Origin of the sequence: Nocardioides sp. IC4_145, from assembly GCF_011250565.1 — a bacterium.
Classification (GTDB): Bacteria; Actinomycetota; Actinomycetes; order Propionibacteriales; family Nocardioidaceae; genus Nocardioides.
This window is the reverse complement of sequence record NZ_JAANMS010000022.1, coordinates 16,420-34,563: the sequence shown is the minus strand read 5'-3', so window position 1 is coordinate 34,563 and position 18,144 is coordinate 16,420. Positions and strand designations below refer to the sequence as shown.

Annotated in this window: 20 protein-coding genes; 6 read left to right on the top strand and 14 right to left on the bottom strand. The window is 72.8% G+C overall.

Annotated features, from left to right (window positions below):
- Positions 1-17: 17 nt before the first annotated feature.
- The gene (locus G6553_RS10945) at positions 18-698 is read left to right on the top strand and encodes a DUF1707 domain-containing protein (protein ID WP_166192234.1); all 681 of its coding nucleotides are present in this window, start codon (positions 18-20) and stop codon (positions 696-698) included.
- Positions 699-780: 82 nt separating this feature from the next.
- Here G6553_RS10945 and ugpC (G6553_RS10940) read toward each other — a convergent pair whose 3' ends face one another.
- From ugpC (G6553_RS10940) to G6553_RS10925, 4 genes are read right to left on the bottom strand one after another with little or no spacing between them, the layout of a single operon-like run.
- The gene (ugpC, locus tag G6553_RS10940) at positions 781-2,028 is read right to left on the bottom strand and encodes a sn-glycerol-3-phosphate ABC transporter ATP-binding protein UgpC (RefSeq protein ID WP_166192231.1); all 1,248 of its coding nucleotides are present in this window, start codon (positions 2,026-2,028) and stop codon (positions 781-783) included.
- 6 nt (positions 2,029-2,034) lie between these two features.
- Positions 2,035-2,877, bottom strand: coding sequence for a carbohydrate ABC transporter permease (locus tag G6553_RS10935; RefSeq protein ID WP_166192228.1), 843 nt, complete (start codon positions 2,875-2,877; stop codon positions 2,035-2,037).
- A complete protein-coding gene (locus tag G6553_RS10930; protein ID WP_347565642.1) occupies positions 2,874-3,824 on the bottom strand; it encodes a sugar ABC transporter permease in 951 nt (316 codons plus the stop codon). Before G6553_RS10930 ends, G6553_RS10935 begins: the two co-directional genes overlap by 4 nt.
- Complete coding sequence (locus G6553_RS10925) at positions 3,821-5,149, bottom strand: extracellular solute-binding protein (RefSeq protein ID WP_166192225.1); 1,329 nt, start codon at positions 5,147-5,149, stop codon at positions 3,821-3,823. The genes G6553_RS10930 and G6553_RS10925 overlap by 4 nt, the downstream gene beginning before the upstream one ends.
- 243 nt (positions 5,150-5,392) lie before the next feature.
- On the opposite strand from G6553_RS10925, the gene ugpC (G6553_RS10920) reads away from it, so the two are divergent.
- A complete protein-coding gene (gene ugpC, locus G6553_RS10920) occupies positions 5,393-6,475 on the top strand; it encodes a sn-glycerol-3-phosphate ABC transporter ATP-binding protein UgpC (protein WP_166192222.1) in 1,083 nt (360 codons plus the stop codon).
- 151 nt (positions 6,476-6,626) lie between these two features.
- Here the strand turns inward: ugpC (G6553_RS10920) and G6553_RS10915 are convergent, their stop codons facing one another.
- On the bottom strand, positions 6,627-7,562 hold the full coding sequence (locus tag G6553_RS10915) for an alpha/beta hydrolase (RefSeq protein ID WP_166192219.1): 936 nt from the start codon (positions 7,560-7,562) through the stop codon (positions 6,627-6,629).
- An 84-nt stretch (positions 7,563-7,646) separates the two neighbouring features.
- Between G6553_RS10915 and G6553_RS21185 the strand changes: the two genes are divergently transcribed.
- Complete coding sequence (locus tag G6553_RS21185) at positions 7,647-8,483, top strand: alpha/beta hydrolase (RefSeq protein WP_166192216.1); 837 nt, start codon at positions 7,647-7,649, stop codon at positions 8,481-8,483.
- On the opposite strand, the gene glpX is transcribed toward G6553_RS21185, so the two are convergent.
- From glpX to G6553_RS10885, 5 genes are read right to left on the bottom strand one after another with little or no spacing between them, the layout of a single operon-like run.
- Positions 8,448-9,452: a class II fructose-bisphosphatase gene (gene glpX, locus G6553_RS10905; RefSeq protein WP_166192213.1), complete on the bottom strand. Its 1,005-nt coding sequence runs from the start codon at positions 9,450-9,452 to the stop codon at positions 8,448-8,450. The genes G6553_RS21185 and glpX overlap by 36 nt on opposite strands.
- A gap of 56 nt (positions 9,453-9,508) precedes the next feature.
- On the bottom strand, positions 9,509-10,546 hold the full coding sequence (locus G6553_RS21180) for an ABC transporter ATP-binding protein (RefSeq protein ID WP_166192210.1): 1,038 nt from the start codon (positions 10,544-10,546) through the stop codon (positions 9,509-9,511).
- Entirely contained in the window at positions 10,543-11,331 is a 789-nt protein-coding gene (locus tag G6553_RS21175) for an ABC transporter permease (RefSeq protein WP_166192208.1), read from the bottom strand. Before G6553_RS21175 ends, G6553_RS21180 begins: the two co-directional genes overlap by 4 nt.
- On the bottom strand, positions 11,328-12,104 hold the full coding sequence (modA, locus tag G6553_RS10890; RefSeq protein WP_347565641.1) for a molybdate ABC transporter substrate-binding protein: 777 nt from the start codon (positions 12,102-12,104) through the stop codon (positions 11,328-11,330). The genes G6553_RS21175 and modA overlap by 4 nt, the downstream gene beginning before the upstream one ends.
- Entirely contained in the window at positions 12,101-12,496 is a 396-nt protein-coding gene (locus G6553_RS10885; protein WP_166192314.1) for a helix-turn-helix transcriptional regulator, read from the bottom strand. The genes modA and G6553_RS10885 overlap by 4 nt, the downstream gene beginning before the upstream one ends.
- A gap of 121 nt (positions 12,497-12,617) precedes the next feature.
- Here G6553_RS10885 and G6553_RS10880 point away from each other — a divergent pair, with 121 nt between their 5' ends.
- Positions 12,618-13,193: a DUF4245 family protein gene (locus G6553_RS10880; protein ID WP_166192205.1), complete on the top strand. Its 576-nt coding sequence runs from the start codon at positions 12,618-12,620 to the stop codon at positions 13,191-13,193.
- On the opposite strand, the gene G6553_RS10875 is transcribed toward G6553_RS10880, so the two are convergent.
- Positions 13,190-13,411 carry an exodeoxyribonuclease VII small subunit gene (locus G6553_RS10875; RefSeq protein WP_166192202.1) on the bottom strand — a complete coding sequence of 74 codons (222 nt, stop codon included), beginning with the start codon at positions 13,409-13,411 and terminating at the stop codon, positions 13,190-13,192. The two genes, G6553_RS10880 and G6553_RS10875, sit on opposite strands and share 4 nt — an antisense overlap.
- Positions 13,404-14,654, bottom strand: coding sequence for an exodeoxyribonuclease VII large subunit (xseA, locus tag G6553_RS10870; protein WP_166192199.1), 1,251 nt, complete (start codon positions 14,652-14,654; stop codon positions 13,404-13,406). Before xseA ends, G6553_RS10875 begins: the two co-directional genes overlap by 8 nt.
- 46 nt (positions 14,655-14,700) lie before the next feature.
- Here xseA and G6553_RS10865 point away from each other — a divergent pair, with 46 nt between their 5' ends.
- Both G6553_RS10865 and G6553_RS10860 read left to right on the top strand, forming a co-directional pair.
- Positions 14,701-15,705 carry a 4-hydroxy-3-methylbut-2-enyl diphosphate reductase gene (locus G6553_RS10865; protein WP_166192196.1) on the top strand — a complete coding sequence of 335 codons (1,005 nt, stop codon included), beginning with the start codon at positions 14,701-14,703 and terminating at the stop codon, positions 15,703-15,705.
- A gap of 47 nt (positions 15,706-15,752) precedes the next feature.
- A complete protein-coding gene (locus G6553_RS10860; RefSeq protein ID WP_166192193.1) occupies positions 15,753-16,376 on the top strand; it encodes an L-threonylcarbamoyladenylate synthase in 624 nt (207 codons plus the stop codon).
- 130 nt (positions 16,377-16,506) lie between these two features.
- On the opposite strand, the gene G6553_RS10855 is transcribed toward G6553_RS10860, so the two are convergent.
- Positions 16,507-16,929 carry a DUF6542 domain-containing protein gene (locus G6553_RS10855; protein WP_347565640.1) on the bottom strand — a complete coding sequence of 141 codons (423 nt, stop codon included), beginning with the start codon at positions 16,927-16,929 and terminating at the stop codon, positions 16,507-16,509.
- A 42-nt stretch (positions 16,930-16,971) separates the two neighbouring features.
- Positions 16,972-18,000 carry a DNA recombination protein RmuC gene (locus tag G6553_RS10850; protein WP_166192187.1) on the bottom strand — a complete coding sequence of 343 codons (1,029 nt, stop codon included), beginning with the start codon at positions 17,998-18,000 and terminating at the stop codon, positions 16,972-16,974.
- Positions 18,001-18,144: the final 144 nt, after the last annotated feature.

Sequence of the window (18,144 nt, the reverse complement as noted above, 5' to 3'; positions counted from 1 at the left end):
GGCCTAGGCTGACGCCCATGGAGGGAAGCCCCGGACCGCCGGACCCCGCGCGGCTGCGCGTCTCGGACGCCGACCGCCACCGCACCGCCGAGGTGCTGCGCGAGGCGGCCGGCGAGGGCCGCCTCGACCTCGACGAGCTGGCCGAGCGCCTCGAGGCCGCCTACGCCGCCAAGGTGTACGCCGACCTCGTCCCGCTCCTGGCCGACCTGCCCCAGGCCCCCGGCGCGGCCCCGGCCGTGCCGACCGCGGGGGTGCCCGCGCCGGCGCCCGCCGCCGGCGGCGTACCCGTCCCGGCGCAGCGGCACGACCTCTCCGTCGCGATCATGAGCGGATGCGAGCGTCGCGGCGTGTGGGAGGTCGGTGCGACCCACCAGGCGTACGCCGTCATGGGCGGGGTCGAGATCGACCTGCGCGAGGCGGTCTTCACCAGCCGCGAGACCGTCATCAACTGCGGTGCGTTCTGGGCGGGGATCGACATCATCGTCAACGAGCGCACCCAGGTCGTCGTCGACGGCATCGGCATCATGGGCGCCTTCGAGCACGGCCGCGACAAGGTCGAGGCGCGGATCGACGCGGACTCACCGGTCGTCCGCGTCAAGGGCGTCGCCCTCATGGCCGGCGTCACCGTCACCCGCAAGGGCCCGCGTCAGCCCCGCAGGCGCCTCCGCGGCGGCCCGGACCGCCCGCAGCTGCCCTGACCCACCGAGGTGGCGCCCCTGCAGGGCCGAGGTGGCACCCATGCAGGGCCGAGGTGGCACCCATGCAGGGCCGAGGGGCCCGTCAGTGGGCGGCGGCGTCCTGGGCGACGTGCTCGGCGGCGGCGGCCGCCTTCGGGTCCTCCTTGGCCGGGACGCGGCCGGCGCGCTCGAGGTCGATGGTGAGGTTGTCGCCGGTCTCGGGGTCGAAGAGGTGCATCTGCCGGGCGTCGACCCAGATCTCGGCCTCGTCGCCCTCGGAGATCCGGCTGGCCCCGTCGAGGGAGACGACCAGCTGGCTGCGCATCGTGTCGCCGTCGAGGTCGCGCTCGAGCTGCGTGAGCTGCTCGCGGACCGCGTCGTCGGCCTCGAAGGGGATGTAGGCGTAGGCCTCGTTGCCGAGCCACTCCACGACGTCGACCTTGGTGGTGAACGTCGAGCCCCGCTCGCGCTTGGAGTCGTCGACGACCGAGGCGTCCTCGAAGTGCTCGGGGCGGATGCCGGCGATGAGCAGCTTGCCCTCGGGCGCGAGCGAGGCCTTCTCCCGGGGCAGCTCGACGGTGCCGAACGGCAGCTCGACCGAGGTGCCGTTGACGGTCGCGGGGAGGAAGTTCATCGGCGGGGAGCCGATGAAGCCGGCGACGAACAGGTTCGCGGGGTTGGTGTAGAGCTCGCGGGGGGAGGCCAGCTGCTGCAGCACGCCGCGCTTGAGCACGGCCACCCGGTCGCCGAGCGTCATCGCCTCGGTCTGGTCGTGGGTGACGTAGACGGTGGTGATGCCCAGTCGCTTCTGCAGCCGGGAGATCTCGGTGCGCATCTGGCCCCGCAGCTTGGCGTCGAGGTTCGACAGCGGCTCGTCGAAGAGGAACGCGTCCGCGTCGCGCACGATCGCGCGGCCCATCGCGACCCGCTGGCGCTGGCCACCGGAGAGGTTGCCGGGCTTGCGCTCGAGGTGCTCGTCGAGCTCGAGGGTCTTCGACGCCTCGCGCACCTTCTGGTCGACCTCCTCGTTCGAGGCGCCGGCCAGGCGGAGCGGGAAGGCGATGTTCTCGAAGACCGTCAGGTGCGGGTAGAGCGCGTAGTTCTGGAAGACCATCGCGAGGTTCCGCTCCCGCGGGGCGAGGTCGTTGACGCGGCGGTCACCGATGACCATGTCGCCGTCGGTGATGTCCTCGAGGCCGACGATCATCCGCAGCAGCGTCGACTTCCCGCAGCCCGAGGGGCCGACGAGGATCATGAACTCGCCGTCCTGCACGTCGATCGACACGTCGTTGACGGCGGGGAAGCCGTCGCCGTACTTCTTGACGATGTTCTTCATGGTGATGGCAGCCATGGCGGGTCAACCCTTCACTGCGCCGGAGGTGAGGCCGGCGACGATCTTGCGCTGGAACAGCAGGACGATGATCACGATCGGGATGGTGGCGACGACCGCGCCGGCCGCGAGCAGGGACGCAGGCCGGCTGAACGGGTCGGGTCCGACGAAGAACGACAGCGCCGCCGGGATCGGCCGCGCCGACTCGGTCGAGGTGAGCGAGATGCCGAAGACGAAGTCGTTCCACGCGAAGAAGAAGGTCAGGATCGCGGCGGTGAAGACACCGGGCGCGGCCAGCGGCACGATGACCTTGCGGAAGGCCTGCCACGACGTCGCACCGTCGACCTGGGCTGCCTGCTCCATCTCCCACGGGATCTCGCGGAAGAACGCCGAGAGGGTCCAGATCGCCAGCGGCAGCGTGAAGGACATGTAGGGGATGATCAGGCCCAGCCAGGTGTCGTAGATGCCGATCGTGCGCCACATGTCGAAGAGCGGGCCGACGAGCGAGACGACCGGGAACATCGCGATCACCAACGCGGTGGTGAGCACGAACTTCTTGCCCTTGAACTCCAGGCGGGCGATGGCGTACGCCGCCAGCGTGGCGATCACGACCGAGAGCAGCGTCGCGATGAGCGAGATGCCGATCGAGTTCAGGATCGCGCGGCGGAACTGGTCGTCGCCGACGACGTCCGCGTAGTTCTGCCAGCCGGCGCCGCCGCCGGACTGGGGGAGGAACCCCTCGCTGCCGTTGCTGACGGCCTGCTGGGACTTGAAGGACAGCGAGATGATCCAGGCCACCGGGAGGAGGCACCAGACCAGGATGGCGGCGAGCCCGACGCCGAGGCCAATCTTCTGCTTCATGGCGCTCATCCCTCCTGCCGGGCCGAGGCCAGGTCGACGCGGAAGATCTTGACGATGAGGTACGCGACCACCAGCACCGAGAGGAACAGCAGCACCGAGAGCGCCGACCCGATGCCGAGCTGGAACTGCTCGATCACCTGCCGGTAGGTCAGGAACGAGATCGACTCGGTGCCGTTCGCGCCGGCGGTCATCACGAAGATGTTGTCGAAGATCCGGTAGGCGTCCAGGGCGCGGAACAGGACCGCGACCATGATCGCGGCCCGCATGTTCGGCAGGATCACCTTGAACAGCCGCTGGAACCAGGTCGCGCCGTCGACCTTCGCGGCCTCGATCATGTCCTCGGAGACCTGCGCGAGCCCGGCCAGGAGCAGCAGGGACATGAACGGGGTGGTCTTCCAGATCTCGGAGACCATGATCGCGATCATCGAGGAGCCGTACTCCCCGAACCAGTCGAAGTTGTCGCTGATGAACGGCAGCCAGCCGTTGACGAAGCCGTTGTCGTTGGAGAAGGCGAACTGCCAGGCGAAGCCGGAGACGACGGTGATGATGCCGTAGGGGATGAGAATCGAGGTGCGGATCACGCCGCGGGCGAAGATCACACGGTGCATCACCATCGCGAACGCGAAGCCGATGACCAGCTCGATCGCGACCGTGACGACCATGATCATCACGGTGTTGGCGGTGTCGCGCCAGAACAGGCTGTCGGAGAGCGCGGTCGCGTAGTTCTGCAGCCCGACGAAGCTGCGCTCACCGGGGTCGGTGAGGCTGTAGTCGAACAGCGAGAGGTAGAGCGCCCGGAGCATCGGGAACGCCGTCACCAGCAGCATCAGCACGATGGCCGGGGCCACGAGCTTGCGGCCGAGGCTGTTCTCCGACCGGGTCCGGTCGGAGTCGGGCGGCTTGGCCTTGGTCCGAGGTTCCTTCGCCGTCGCGGTCTGCACCGTCGAGGTGGTCACAGCAGGGCCTTCCCGTCGAGGACGGCACGGAGGAAGTCCGCCGACTCCTGCGGGGTGGAGCCGGGGTCGACCCCCGTCGGGGAGTGCCAGACCGACTGCACGGCGCTGGAGATCTGGCTGTAGTAGGCGCTCTTGGGGCGCGGACCACCTGAGTCGATGCTGTCGCGGTAGAGCTTCAGCAGGTCGGGCGGGTAGGCCTCCTGGAGCTCGGGGGAGTCGTAGACCGAGCCGCGCGAGGGCATCAGGCCGTCGGTCACGGCGAGCTGCGTCTGCGCCTCGGGGGAGGTCACGCAGACCGCGGCCTCCTGCGCCAGCTCGACGTCCTCGGTGAAGGCGCCGACGCCGATGTCGATGCCGCCGACCGGGGGCTTGGACTCCTCGCCCTCGACCGTCTGCGGGTAGCGCGCCCAGCCGAGGTCCTCGAGCGCCTGCTCGTCCGGGGGCCCACCGGGCTGCCCGACGGTGCCCTCGTAGTTCTTGTAGGCGAACGTCCAGTTGACCATGAACTCGCCGGGCCCCTCGTCGGGGTACATCGCGCCGAGGCTGCTGCCCTCGTTGGAGGTCGAGTAGCCCGGTTGCGTCGCGCCGGAGTCGGTGAGCTTCTCGATGACCGCGGCGGCCGCCTCGCCGGCCTCGGAGTCGATGGTGACCTCGGCGTCGCGGCCCGCCTCGGTCTTCTCGACGATGGAGCCGCCCGCGCCCTGGATCATCGCGTTGATCCACACGACGTACGCCTCGTAGCGGTCGGCCTGCACGCCGACCGTGCCGCCCTGGTCGGCGGCGGCCTCGATGACCTGGTCCCAGGTGACCGGCTGGCTCATGTCGAGGCCGGCGGCCTCGGCGAGGGACTTGCGGAACCACAGCACCTGGGTGTTGGCCCACTGCGGTGCCGCGACGACCTCGTCCTCCCACTTGACGGTCTCCGCGGCGCCGGCCAGCACGTCGTCGTCGACGACCTGGTCGGCCAGCTCACCCTCGAAGGGCGCGAGCCAGCCGGCGTTCGCGAACTCCGGCACGAAGACCGGGTCCAGGCTCATCAGGTTCGTCGAGGAGTCCTCGGCCGCGAGCCGGCGCGCCAGCTGGGTGCGCTGGTCGGTCGCGCTCGTCGGCAGCAGCTGGATCTCGATGTCGTACTCGTCGGTGCTGCAGGCCTCGGCGATCTTGGCCAGGGTCTCCTGGCCGTCGGGGTTGATGTACCAGTTCAACGTCGGCTTGCCGCCGTCGCCGCCGGAACAGGCGGTGAGCAACGCCGAGGCGCACACGAGGGCGCCGACGCCGGCGAGCGCTCGTCGTCGAGATGGTCTGGTCAGTCGTCGTCGATCCATCGTGCCCCGCTCCGGAAGAGAGGTGTGGTCACGGTCACGTGCCCACTCCGAGGCGGTTCAACACCTGTCTCGGACCGCGCTCGACCAGCGGGTCCCGCCACCCCGGTCCGCACCCCGGTCCGCACCCCGATCCACACGTCGACGCGCGCTCCGCCCGGCGCTCCCAGGCACTACTGTGAACGCCGTCACTTCACGACGGATCGTCCGGCACGTACCTGCCGGTGAAGGAACGAGGAAAATTTCATGGCAACAGTGACGTTCGAGGGTGCCCAGCGCTGGTACCCCGGCGCGGACAAGCCCGCCGTCCCGGGCATCGACCTGCAGATCGAGGACGGCGAGTTCATGGTGCTCGTCGGCCCGTCCGGCTGCGGCAAGTCCACCACCCTGCGCATGCTCGCAGGGCTGGAGGAGGTCAACGCCGGCAAGATCTTCATCGGGGACCGGGAGATCACCCACACCCCGCCGAAGGACCGGGACATCGCGATGGTGTTCCAGAACTACGCGCTCTACCCGCACATGAGCGTGGCCGACAACATGGGCTTCGCGCTCAAGATGGCCAAGGTGCCGGCCGACGAGCGGCGCCAGCGCGTCGAGGAGGCGGCCCGGATCCTCGGGTTGACCGAGTACCTCGACCGCAAGCCCAAGGCGCTCTCCGGCGGTCAGCGCCAGCGCGTCGCGATGGGTCGCGCGATCGTCCGCAGCCCCCAGGTCTTCTGCATGGACGAGCCGCTGTCGAACCTCGACGCCAAGATGCGCGTGCAGACCCGCACCGACATCGCCAAGCTCCAGGCCGACCTGGGCGTCACGACCGTCTACGTCACCCACGACCAGGTCGAGGCGATGACGATGGGCGACCGGGTCGCGGTGATGAAGGAGGGCATCCTCCAGCAGGTCGACAGCCCGCTGCGGCTCTACGACAAGCCGGTGAACCTCTTCGTCGCCGGCTTCATCGGATCCCCGCAGATGAACCTCATCGAGGCGACCGCCGTCGACGGCCAGGCCAAGATCGGCGAGTACCTCGTCCCGGTCGACCCGACGGCTGCGAAGACCATGGAGGGCCGGATCACCGTCGGTGTCCGTCCCGAGGCGTGGCGGGTCGTCTCCGCCGCGGAGGGCGGCCTGCCGGTGCAGGTCACCGTCGTCGAGGAGCTCGGCTCCGACGCGTTCGTCTACGGCACCAGCGGGGTCGAGGGCACCCCGCACAACATCATCGTGCGCGTCTCCGGTCGCGACAAGGTGCGCAAGGGCGAGACGCTCCACGTCACGACCGACCCCTCCGACGTCCACGTGTTCGACACCGAGACCGGGGAGCGGTTGTCTGACTGAGCGAGCAGCGGCGCGCGAGGAACGAGCGCGGTGCGTGGCTCGCGAAGGTCGAGCAAGCCCCGCGGCTGAGGGACGAAGCCGCGACGGGCGGGTCGAGACCCGGTGAGTCGAGGCAGGGGCGGTGACCACTCCGGTCACCGCCCCTGTCACGTCAGGAGCGCGGAGCGCCGGCCCGATCAGCCGTCCGCCGGATGGCGGCGGTGAACGTCTCGAAGAGGGCGGGCGGGGTGTCGTGGCCCATGCCGTCGATGAGCAGCAGCTCGGCGCCGGGCACGGCGCGGGCGGTGGCCCGGCCGCCGGACACGTGCACCATCCGGTCCGCCAGCCCGTGGATGACGGTGGTGGGCACGCGCACGCTGCGCAGGCGGGCGCTGCGGTCGGGCTGGGTGAGGATCGCGAGCATCTGCCGCATCGTGCCCTCGGCGCTGATGCCGCGGTCCCACGTCTCCTCGGCCCGGCGGCGGGTCTCCTCCTCGGGCTCGGGATAGCCCGGGGAGCCGATCAGCCGCCACATCTGGCGGCTCGCCCTGACGTAGGCCTCGCGGGAGCCGCGCTTGTTGCCGATCAGCGCCGGCAGCAGGTTGGGGTGCTGCCAGCCGACGGTGCGCCGGCCGGTGGTCGACATGATGCTCGTCATCGACAGCACCCGGCGGGGCTCGGAGATCGCCATCGTCTGCACGATCATCCCGCCCATCGACACGCCGGCGACGTGGGCGGCGTCGAGGCCGAGGTGGTCGAGGAGCCCGAAGGCGTCGGAGGCGAGGTCCGCCATGGTGTACGGCGGGCGGACGCGCCGGCCGGTGAACGCCCGCACCAGCGCCACCCGGGTGACCCGACCCTCGAGCCGGGAGGACCGGCCGGTGTCGCGGTTGTCGTACCGGATGACGTAGAAGCCGGCGGCGGCCAGCATCCGGCACAGCTCCTCGTCCCACCAGGTCATGGGCCCGCCGAGGCCCATGACGAGCAGCAGCGGCTCGTCGTCGGGGTCGCCGAAGGTCTGGTAGCACAGCTCGACGTCGGGACGGACGGGCGCGAACAGCTCGGGGGAGGCGGCCACCGCCGAGGTCTCGGACGATCCGGCAGACATGTCTGTCAGTCAAGCAGACGGCTCGAGGACACCGCTCGTCCGGAAAGCGGGGTGAGCCAGGTCACTTCCGGGTAACGTCGGCGTGTGAGCCAGTCGACCATGGGAGCGTTCCTGCTCCCCGAAGGATTCGCGCCCCCGCCGCTGGTGGCGCTGGTGCGCGAGGGGAGCATCGTGGGCGAGGCCGGCCGCTACGCGATGCGGACCCGCGCCGAGCGCCGCGCCCGTCGGGCGACGCCGTACGTCGGCCGCGTCCCGGCCCGCCTGGCCGACCCGGTCCTCCTGGTCCCGGGGTTCCTGGCCGGCGACACGTCCCTGGCGTTCATGGGCCGGACGCTGCGGGCGCAGGGCTTCCGCACCTACCGGTCGACGATGCGGGCGAACATCGGCTGCACGCTCGGTGCGGCCGGCCAGCTCGAGGCGCGCCTCGAGTCGATCGCCGCTCGTCGCGGGACCCGTGTGCAGGTCGTCGGGCACAGCCTCGGCGGCATGCTGGCGCGCGGGGTGGCCGTGCGCCGGCCGGACCTGGTCTCCGGGATCATCACGATGGGCAGCCCGATGATGGCGCCCGGCGCGCACCACGGCGTCCTGACCCGGAGCGTCGACGTGCTCATCCGGCTCAGCCGGGCGGGCCTGCCCGGCCTGATGTCGGAGGACTGCGTGGCCGGCGACTGCGCGCGGCAGTCCTTCGAGGAGAGCCGGCTGCCGCTCGCCCCGGACATCGGGTTCACCGCGATCTACTCCCGGCGCGACGGCATCGTCGACTGGCGCGCGTGCATCGACCCGGCGGCCGAGCCGGTCGAGGTGACCGCCTCGCACGTCGGCATGGCCGTCGACCCGCGGGTCATCGACCACGTCACCTCCGCGCTGCGGCGGCGGACCGTCGACTCAGTGGTCGAAGTCGATCGCGGAGTAAGCGCGTAGCTTCTCCAAGCGGTGCTCGCTCGTGATCGAGCGGATGGTGCCGCTGCGCGAGCGCATCACCAGGGAGTGGGTGGTGGCGCCGCCGGAGCGGTAGCGGACACCCCGGAGCAGCTCGCCGTCGGTGATGCCGGTGGCGACGAAGAAGCAGTCGTCGCCAGTGACCAGCTCGTCGGTGGTCAGCACCGCGTCGAGGTCGAGCCCGGCGTCGACGGCGCGCTGGCGCTCGGCGTCGTCGGTGGGCCAGAGCCGGCCCTGGATCGTGCCGCCCAGGCACTTCATCGCGCAGGCGGTGATGATGCCCTCGGGCGTGCCGCCGACGCCGAGCAGCAGGTCGATGCCGGTGTCGGGCCGGGCCGCCATGATCGCGCCGGCGACGTCGCCGTCGCTGATGAACTTGATGCGCGCGCCGGTCGCGCGGATCTCCTCGACGAGCTCCGCGTGGCGGGGGCGGTCGAGGACGACGACGGTCACGTCGCTCGGGCTGCTGCCCTTGGCCTTGGCGACGGCGTGGATGTTCTCCGCGACGGACTGGCGGATGTCGACCACGTCGGCGGCCTCGGGGCCGGCGACCAGCTTGTCCATGTAGAAGACGGCCGAGGGGTCGTACATCGTGCCGCGCGGGGCCACCGCCAGCACCGAGACCGCGTTGGTCATGCCCTTGGCGGTCAGCGTGGTGCCGTCGATGGGGTCGACCGCGACGTCGCACTCGGGGCCGGTGCCGTCACCGACCTCCTCGCCGTTGTAGAGCATCGGGGCGTTGTCCTTCTCGCCCTCGCCGATCACCACGGTGCCCTGCATGCCGATCGTCGAGATCATCACGCGCATCGCGTTCACCGCGACGCCGTCGGCGCCGTTCTTGTCGCCCCGGCCGACCCATCGGCCCGCCGCCATCGCGGCCGCCTCCGTCACGCGGACGAGCTCGAGGGCGAGGTTGCGGTCGGGCGACTCCGGTGCGACGTCCAGGCTCATGACCCGAACCCTAGTGGTCTGCTCCACTCCGCCGACACACCCGTTCGCCCGCGGGATCAGCGGGCGTAGACGTCGACCTCGGTGGCCTTGACGGAGAAGGTGACGGGGGTGCCGGGGGCCAGGTCGAGCTCCGCGGCGGCGTGGGCGGTGACGTCGGCGGCGAGGTCGCCCGCGCGGACACGTACCTGGTCGCCGTGCGGCTCGAGGTGGGTAACGACGACGGCGAGCGCGGTGCGCGGGCTGCCGCCGGGGGCGTCGCGGAAGACCGAGACCGCCCGCGGCCGGAACACCGCCACGGCCGGGTCGCCCTCGCGCAGGGCCGGGCCCGACGGGGTGCCCGCGACCGCCCGCCCGGCGTCGGACCTGACCGCTCCGCCGGACCACCGGCCGGCGACCAGGTTCAGCCCGGCGATCCGGGCGGCGAAGGGGCTGCGCGGTCGGGCGAGCACCTCGGCGGCCGGCCCCTGCTCGACGACCCGCCCGCGGTCGAGCACGACGACCCGGTCGGCCAGCAGCAGCGCGTCGAGCACGTCGTGGGTCACCACGACGGTGGTGCGGCCCTCGAGCACCCGCCGCAGCGTCTGCCGCAGCGCCGGGGTGACCGCGACGTCGAGCGCGGCCATCGGCTCGTCGAGGAGCAGCAGCCGCGGCTCGGCGGCCAGCGCCCGGGCGACCGCCACCCGCTGGGCCTGCCCGCCGCTCAGCTCGCCGGGGCGTCGCCCGGCCAGGTCGGCCGCGCCCACCTCGGACAGCCAGCGGCGGGCGCGGTCGCGGGCCGCCCGGCGGCGTACACCTGCGGAGCGGGGGCCGAACGCCACGTTGTCGAGGGCGGTGAGGTGGGGGAAGAGGAGAGGGTCCTGCGCGAGGAGGGCGGTACGCCGTGCGTGCGGCGGCACGACGCGGCGCCCGGTCAGCTCGTGGTCGTCGAGGCGGACCGTGCCGGTGTCGGGCTGCAGCAGCCCGGCCGCGACGGCCAGGACGGTCGACTTGCCGGCGCCGTTGGGACCGAGCAGCGCGACGGTCTCGCCGGCGGCGACCTCGAGCGCGACGTCGACGCCGCGGTCGGCCACGGTGGCCTCGAGCAGCAGGGTCACGCCAGCCCCCGGTCGGCGGCTCGACCGCGGGTGGCGAGCCCGATGACGAGGACGGCCACGACGACGAGGAGCAGCGACAGGGCGACGGCGCCGTCGGCGTCGGTCTCGCGCAGCAGGTAGATCTGCGTCGGCATCGTGCGCGTGACGCCCTCGAGGCTCCCCGCGAAGGTGACCGTCGCGCCGAACTCGCCCAGCGCGCGGGCGAACGCGAGCACCGCTCCCGACAGCAGGCCCGGCAGCACGAGCGGGAGCGTGACCCGGCGGAACACGGTGGTCGGGCGGGCGCCGAGGGTCGCGGCGACCAGCTCGTAGCGCTCGCCGGCCGTGCGCAGCGATCCCTCGAGGCTGAGGACGAGGAACGGCAGGGCCACGAAGGTCTGCGCCAGCACGACCGCCGCCGTCGAGAACGCCACCTGGACGCCGAGCACCTCCAGCGTCTCGCCGAGCAGGCCGCGGCGGCCGAAGGTGTAGAGCAGCGCGAGCCCGCCGACGACCGGCGGCAGCACGAGGGGCAGGAGGACCAGCGAGCGCACGACGGCCCGGCCTGGGAACGACGTGCGTGCCAGCACGGCGGCCATCGGCACGCCGAGCAGCACGCACAGCACGGTGCTGGTCGCGGAGGTCCGCAGGCTCAGCAGCAGCGCCTCGCGGGACGCCTCGGAGGTCACCAGCTCGCCGAAGTCCCCCCATGGCACCCGGACGACGATCGCCACCAGCGGCAGCAGGACGAACGCGGCACCGAGGGCGGCCGGCGCCAGCAGCCACCGGGGGACGCCCGGGGTCACGAGGGCGGCTCGGGGGGACCGAAGCCGGCGTCGCGCAGCACCTGGCGGCCGAGGTCGCCGAGGACGAGGTCGAGGAACTCCTGCGCCAGGTCCGGCTCCGCGCTGTCGGCCAGCGCCGCGACCGGGTAGCGGTTGACGGCCTCGGCCGCCTCGGGGAGCACGATGCCCTCGACGGCGTCACCGGCGGCGCGGACGTCGGTCACGTAGACGAGCCCGGCGTCGGCCTCGCCCGAGACGACCTTGCCGAGGACGTCGCTGACCGAGCGTTCCTCGCTGACCGGCGACAGCTCCACGCCGGCGGCGCGCGCGACCCGCTGCGCTGCGGCACCGCAGGGCACCTCGGGTGCGCAGACGACGAGGGCGACGTCCGCGGACGGGTCGGCCGGGCCGTCGAGGTCGGCCAGCCCGGTGACGCCCGCCGGGTTGCCCGGCGGCACGGCCAGCTGGAGGACGTTGGTGGCGATCGTGCGGGGCGCGCCGTCGGTGAGCCCGTCGGCCACCGCGACGTCCATCGTCGCCGTGTCGGCGGTCGCCAGCACGTCGGCCGGAGCGCCCTCCCGCACCTGCGCCACCAGGTCGGTCGAGCCGCCTGAGGAGAGCTCGACCTCCACGCCGTCGTGGGTGCGCTCGAACTCCTCGGCCAGCTCCTCGAACGGCCCGGCCAGCGACGCGGCCGCGAGGACCCGCAGCGTGGTGCCGTCCTCGTCGCCGCCGCACCCGGCGACCAGGCCGACCGGCAGCAGCAGGACCAGCGCCAGGAGCGCCCGGGTCACGGACGCTCCACGACGACGTTGGTCGACTTCACCGACGCGATCGCCCGGGCGCCCGGCTCGAGGCCCAGCTCGTCGGCGGCCTCGGTGCTCATCAGCGACACCAGCCGGTACGGCCCGCAGACCATCTCGACCTGGGCCATCACGCGGTCGCGCACCACCCGGGTGACGATCCCGGACAGGCGGTTGCGCGCGCTGACCGACGCCGCGCGGGTCTGCTCGCGGTCGGGGTGCTCGGCGAGCGACTCCGCCAGCGCGGCCAGCTCGGTGCCGGGCACCACGGTGCGGCCGCCCTCGCTGTGGGCGCTGATCCGGCCGGCCTCGACCCACCGGCGCAGCGTGTCGTCGCTGACGCCGAGCAGCGTCGCCGCCTCGGCCACCCGGTACGTCGTCATGGTGTCGATCATGCCGCACCTGCGGGCGTGTGCGCCATCGATCGTCCGCAGGTGCGGCGTGACGCGGTCGTCGCGGCCGCGGGGTGCGGCGTACGCCGGGGCGGCTGAGAGGATGGCCCGCGTGAGTGAGACGGGCACCCCGGGCCGCTACCAGCGCACGACCAACGGCCTGATCGGGTCGATGATCGTCGCGGTGGTGGCCGTGATCGGCGTCGTGGTGTTCCGGTCGGTCTTCCGCAACGACCTCGAGGTGCAGCCCGAGCCGGTCGACTACCTCGAGCTGGTCGCCGCCGTGCAGTCCGCGGACCGCGAGCCGGCCTACCCGCCGGCGCTCCCCGCCGGTTGGATCGCCACGAACGTGGAGGCGTCCCAGGCGAACCAGATGCCGCGGTTCTTCCTCGCGGTACTCACCGACGAGGGCAGGTTCATCGGCCTGCGCCAGGAGGACGAGAGCGTCGAGGACCTGCTCGAGGAGCACGTCGACGCCGACACCGACGAGCAGGGCACCGCCGAGGTCGACAGCGCGGTCAGCCGGACCTGGGAGGTCCACACCGACGAGGGCGGGGACACGGCGTACGCCGCCGAGGTGGGCGAGGAGAACCTCCTCGTCTACGGCTCGGCTCCCCGGGAGGACCTGGAGCTGTTCCTCGGCCTGCTCAGCACCGAGCCGGTCGGGGCGACCGCGGCCGGCCGCTAGCCGTCCTGCTCCTCGTCGCCCTCGAGCGCGGCGTCCAGCCGCTCGCGCGCGCCGTCGAGCCAGCGCTGGCAGGCGGTCGCGAGGTGCTCGCCGCGCTCCCAGAGCGCGAGCGACTCCTCCAGCGTGGTGCCGCCGGCCTCCAGCCGCCGCACGACCTCGACCAGCTCCTCGCGCGCGGCCTCGTAGGACAGCTCCTGGGCGGGAGCGGGGTCAGCCATCGTTTCCTCCGGTGGTGTCGACGGGGTCGGCCTCGACCCCGGTGGTGGTGGCGTGGACCCGGCCGTCCGCGACCCGGACGCTGACCGTCGAGCCGCCCGCGACGCCGGCGACCGAGGTCAGCACGTGCCCGTCGGCGTCCCGGAGCACGGCGTACCCCCGCTGCAGCGTCGCCAGCGGCGACAGCGCCCGGGCGCGTGCCCGCTGGTGGCCGATGTCGTCGGCCGCGCGGTCCAGCCGGTGGCCGAGCGTGCGCCGAGCCCGGTCGCGCAGGGAGGCGACCTCCTCCACGCGGGCATCGACGAGCGAGCGCGGGTCCGCGAGCGCGGGACGGGACCGCAGCGCGTCGAGCCCCGCCTGCTCGCGGGTGATCCGGGCGGCGACCGACGCCCGCAGCCGTTCGCGCGCCGCCGCGACCCCGCGCAGCTCGTCGGTGACGTCGGGGACGACCAGCTTCGCGGCGTCGGTCGGCGTCGAGGCGCGGACGTCGGCGACAAGGTCGAGCAGCGGCTGGTCCGGCTCGTGGCCGATCGCGGAGACGACGGGCGTGCGGGCGGCGGCCACCGCGCGGACGAGCGCCTCGTCGGAGAACGGCAGGAGGTCCTCGACCGAGCCGCCGCCGCGGGCCACGACGATCACGTCGACCTCGGGGTGGCGGTCGAGCCGGGCGAGCGCCTCCATGACCTCCGCGCACGAGCGGGTGCCCTGCATGGCGGCGTACGCCACCTCGAAGCGGACGGCGGGCCAGCGGCGGCGCGCGTTCTCCAGGACGTCGCGCTCAGCCGCGCTGTTGGGCGCGGTGACCAGGCCGACGCGGGTGGGCAGGAACGGCAGCGGCCGCTTGAGGTGCCGCTCGAAGAGTCCCTCCGCGGCGAGCAGCTGCCGCCGCCGCTCGAGCCGGGCGAGCAGCTCGCCGAGCCCCACCATCCGGATCTCGCGGGCCTGCAGCGAGATGGTGCCGCGGGTGGGGTAGTACGACGGCTTGGCGTGCACCACGATGCTCGCGCCCTCGACCAGCGGCGCGTCGAGGGAGTCGTAGAGCGAGCGCGCGCAGGTGACCGTCACCGAGATGTCCGCGACCGCGTCGCGCAGCGTCATGAAGACCGTCGCCATGCCGGTGCGGCGGGTCACCTGGGTGACCTGGCCCTCGACCCACACCGCGCCCAGCCGGTCGACCCAGCCGGCGATCGCGTTCGCGATCTGCCGCACCGGTGCCGGTGCGGCGGGCGAGGTCTCCAGGGCCATGGCCGCGAGATTAGGGGATGCCACCGACGCCTCTATCCTGGGAAGCATGAGCACCGACATCGGCATGCCCCCGATCCTGACGCCGGAGGACGCCGAGAAGGCGGTCCTCCTCGCGGCGCCCCGGGGCTACTGCGCCGGTGTCGACCGCGCGGTGGTCACGGTGGAGCAGGCGCTGGACCTGTACGGCGCCCCCGTCTACGTCCGCAAGCAGATCGTCCACAACAAGCACGTCGTGGCCGACCTCGAGCGACGTGGCGCGATCTTCGTCGAGGAGCTCGACGAGGTGCCGACCGGGAGGACCGTCGTCTTCTCCGCCCACGGCGTGAGCCCCGAGGTGCACCGCCAGGCCGCCGAGCGCGAGCTGAAGACCATCGACGCCACCTGCCCGCTGGTGACCAAGGTGCACCACGAGGCGAAGCGGTTCGCCGCCGAGGACTACGACATCCTGCTCATCGGCCACGAGGGCCACGAGGAGGTCGAGGGCACCGCCGGCGAGGCGCCCGAGCACATCCAGCTCGTGCAGAGCCCCGCCGACGTGGCCGACATCGTCGTCCGCGACCCGGCCCGCGTCGCGTGGCTCTCGCAGACCACGTTGAGCGTCGACGAGACCCTCGAGACGGTCGCCGCGATCCGCGAGCGGTTCCCGCTGCTGCTCGACCCGCCGAGCGACGACATCTGCTACGCCACGCAGAACCGCCAGCTCGCGGTCAAGGAGATCGCCCAGGGCGCCGACCTCGTCATCGTCGTCGGCTCCGGCAACTCCTCGAACTCCGTCCGCCTGGTCGAGGTCGCCCTCGAGGCCGGCGCCAAGACGTCCTACCGCGTCGACGACGCCTCCGAGATCGACGAGGCCTGGCTCGACGGCGTCCGCACCGTCAGCGTCACCTCCGGCGCGAGCGTGCCGGAGTCGCTGGTCGACGGCGTGCTGGCCTACCTCGCCGAGCGCGGCTACCCGGACGCCAAGGCCGTGCACACCGCCGAGGAGAGCCTCATCTTCGCGCTGCCCAAGGAGCTGCGTCGCGACCTCAAGGCCGCCGCGCAGGCTCGCTGACCGTCGGCGGGAGCCGGGTCAGGTCGAGCCAGGTCTAGGCTCGCCGGGTGGCCCGCTTCGTCGACATCCATCCCGACAACCCGCAGCCGCGCCTGCTCCAGCAGGTGGTCGCGGCGCTGCACGACGACGCGCTGATCGCCTACCCGACCGACTCCGGCTACGCGCTGGGCTGCCGGGTCGGCAACCGGGAGGGGCGCGACCGGATCCTGCGCATCCGCGGGCTCGACGACCGGCACCACTTCACGCTGGTGTGCCGCGACTTCTCCCAGCTCGGGCAGCTGGTCCACGTCGACAACGCGGCGTTCCGCGCGATCCGCTCGGCGACCCCCGGCCCCTACACCTTCATCCTGCCCGGCACGCCCGAGGTCCCGAGGCGGCTGCTCCACGCGAAGAAGAAGACCGTCGGCGTCCGGATCCCCGACCACGTCTTCGTGCAGGCGCTGCTGGCCGAGCTCGGTGAGCCGCTGCTGTCGAGCACGCTCATCCTCCCCGGTGAGACCGAGGCGCGGACCATGGGCTGGGAGATCAAGGAGGAGCTCGACAACGACGTCGACGTCGTCGTCGAGTGCGGCGAGACGCCGGCCGAGCCCACCACGGTCATCGACTGGTCCGAGGGTGCGCCCGAGGTCCTGCGCCGTGGCGCCGGCGACCCCGACCGGTTCGAGGCCTGAGCCACGCCGGGATCGCTGCCGGGGTAGTAACGGTCGGAAACGTCCGTCACGGCAACCGTGGAGGACAGGAACGTCCGTTACTACCCCGCCGGGCGGCCGCGACCCGGACCGCGCGCGGCGAGCGCGGGACTCAGGAGCCGAGCAGGTCGGTGGGTCGACCGGTGAGGACGCGCTGGCGCACGAACAGGCAGGCCAGGCACAGCAGGTAGCCGGTCACCAGCGCGGCGCTGTGGGTGGAGAGCCCGGAGACGAGCGCCTGGACGACTCCGTCGTGCGGCTCGGCGATCGAGGCGGGGCGGGTGCTGCCGAGCATCGCGAAGACGACGAGCATCAGCAGCGGGGGCAGCACCCCGACGGCGAAGAAGTCCGACGGGCGCACCCGCAGGGCGAGCGCCACGCAGAGCGCGACGAAGGCCAGGTCGAACAGCCACCCGACGTCGCCGAAGAGCCACACGTCGAGGACGACCGCGGTGAGCGTGACGGCGAGGCCGAGCGCCACCACCTGGAAGGCGGGCTCGCGGCCCTCCTCCCACAGCGTCCTGGCTCGCTCCACGACCTCTCCTCGCCGCATCGGTGCTCGCGGGACCGAGGCCCCTCAGGCCACCGTAGGGCCGCGGTCGGCGTCGTCGGGCGCGGCACGCCGGTCCACCGCGCGCAGCTCGACCGCCCGCGGGGCGGGCAGCTCCTCGTCGGTGACGGCCAGGTCGGTGAAGCGGCGGGCGGAGACGAGCACCCGTGACTCCAACGACCCGACGGCGGCGTTGTAGTGCCCGACGGCCGCGTTGAGCGAGCGGCCGACGGAGTCGAGGTGGCCGCCGAAGGTCCCGAGCCGGGTGTGCAGGTCGCGCCCGAGCCGGTGGATCTCCCGCGCCTGCTCGGCCAGCGCCTCGTGCGTCCAGCCGTGGGCGACCGTGCGCAGCAGCGCGATCAGCGTGGTGGGCGAGGCGAGCACGACCTGCTTGGCCGCCGCATGCTCCAGCAGCCCGCCGTCGGCCTCGAGCGCCGCGGCCAGGAACGACTCGGCCGGCACGAAGAGCACCACGAACTCCGGCGTCTCCGGCAGCGAGCGCCAGTAGGCCTTCGACCCCAGCTGGTCGACGTGGGTGCGCAGCTGACGGGCGTGCCTGGCCAGGTGGTGGCTGCGCTGGACGTCGTCGTCGGCGGAGCTGGCGTCGAGGTAGGCGTCCAGCGGCACCTTCGCGTCGACCACCACCCGCCGGCCGCCGACCAGGTTCACGACCAGGTCCGGCCGCAACGCGCCGTCGTCGAGGCGGACCTGCTCGGCGAAGTCGCAGCGGTCCACCAGGCCGGCCAGCTCGACGGCGCGGCGCAGGTGCAGCTCGCCCCACCGGCCGCGCACCTGCGGCTTGCGCAGCGCCGTCGCGAGCGACTGGGTCTCCCGGCGCAGGTCGTCGACCTGCTGGTGGAGCCGGCCGGTCCAGCCCTCGCGCTGGAGGTCGAGGTGGCGCAGCTGGTCGCTGAGCCGGTCCAGGCCCTGCATCACCTCCGCGGACTCCAGCGCGCCCTCGACCACCGCCGGCCGCGAGCGCGCCCACAGCACGCCGAGCACGGCGCCGAGCGCCAGGCCGACCCCGAGGGCGAGGAAGAACGTCACCGACTGCATGGCCGCAGCATGACGCCCGCCGCCGACAGTCCGTCGCAGGCCGCGCGGCCAGCCACCTGCCCGCACGGCGTACGACGTCTCCCGCACGATTGACGGGCGCGGGCGCTGGCTACTGGCAGGTGAGTCCCACCCCATCACCGAGGA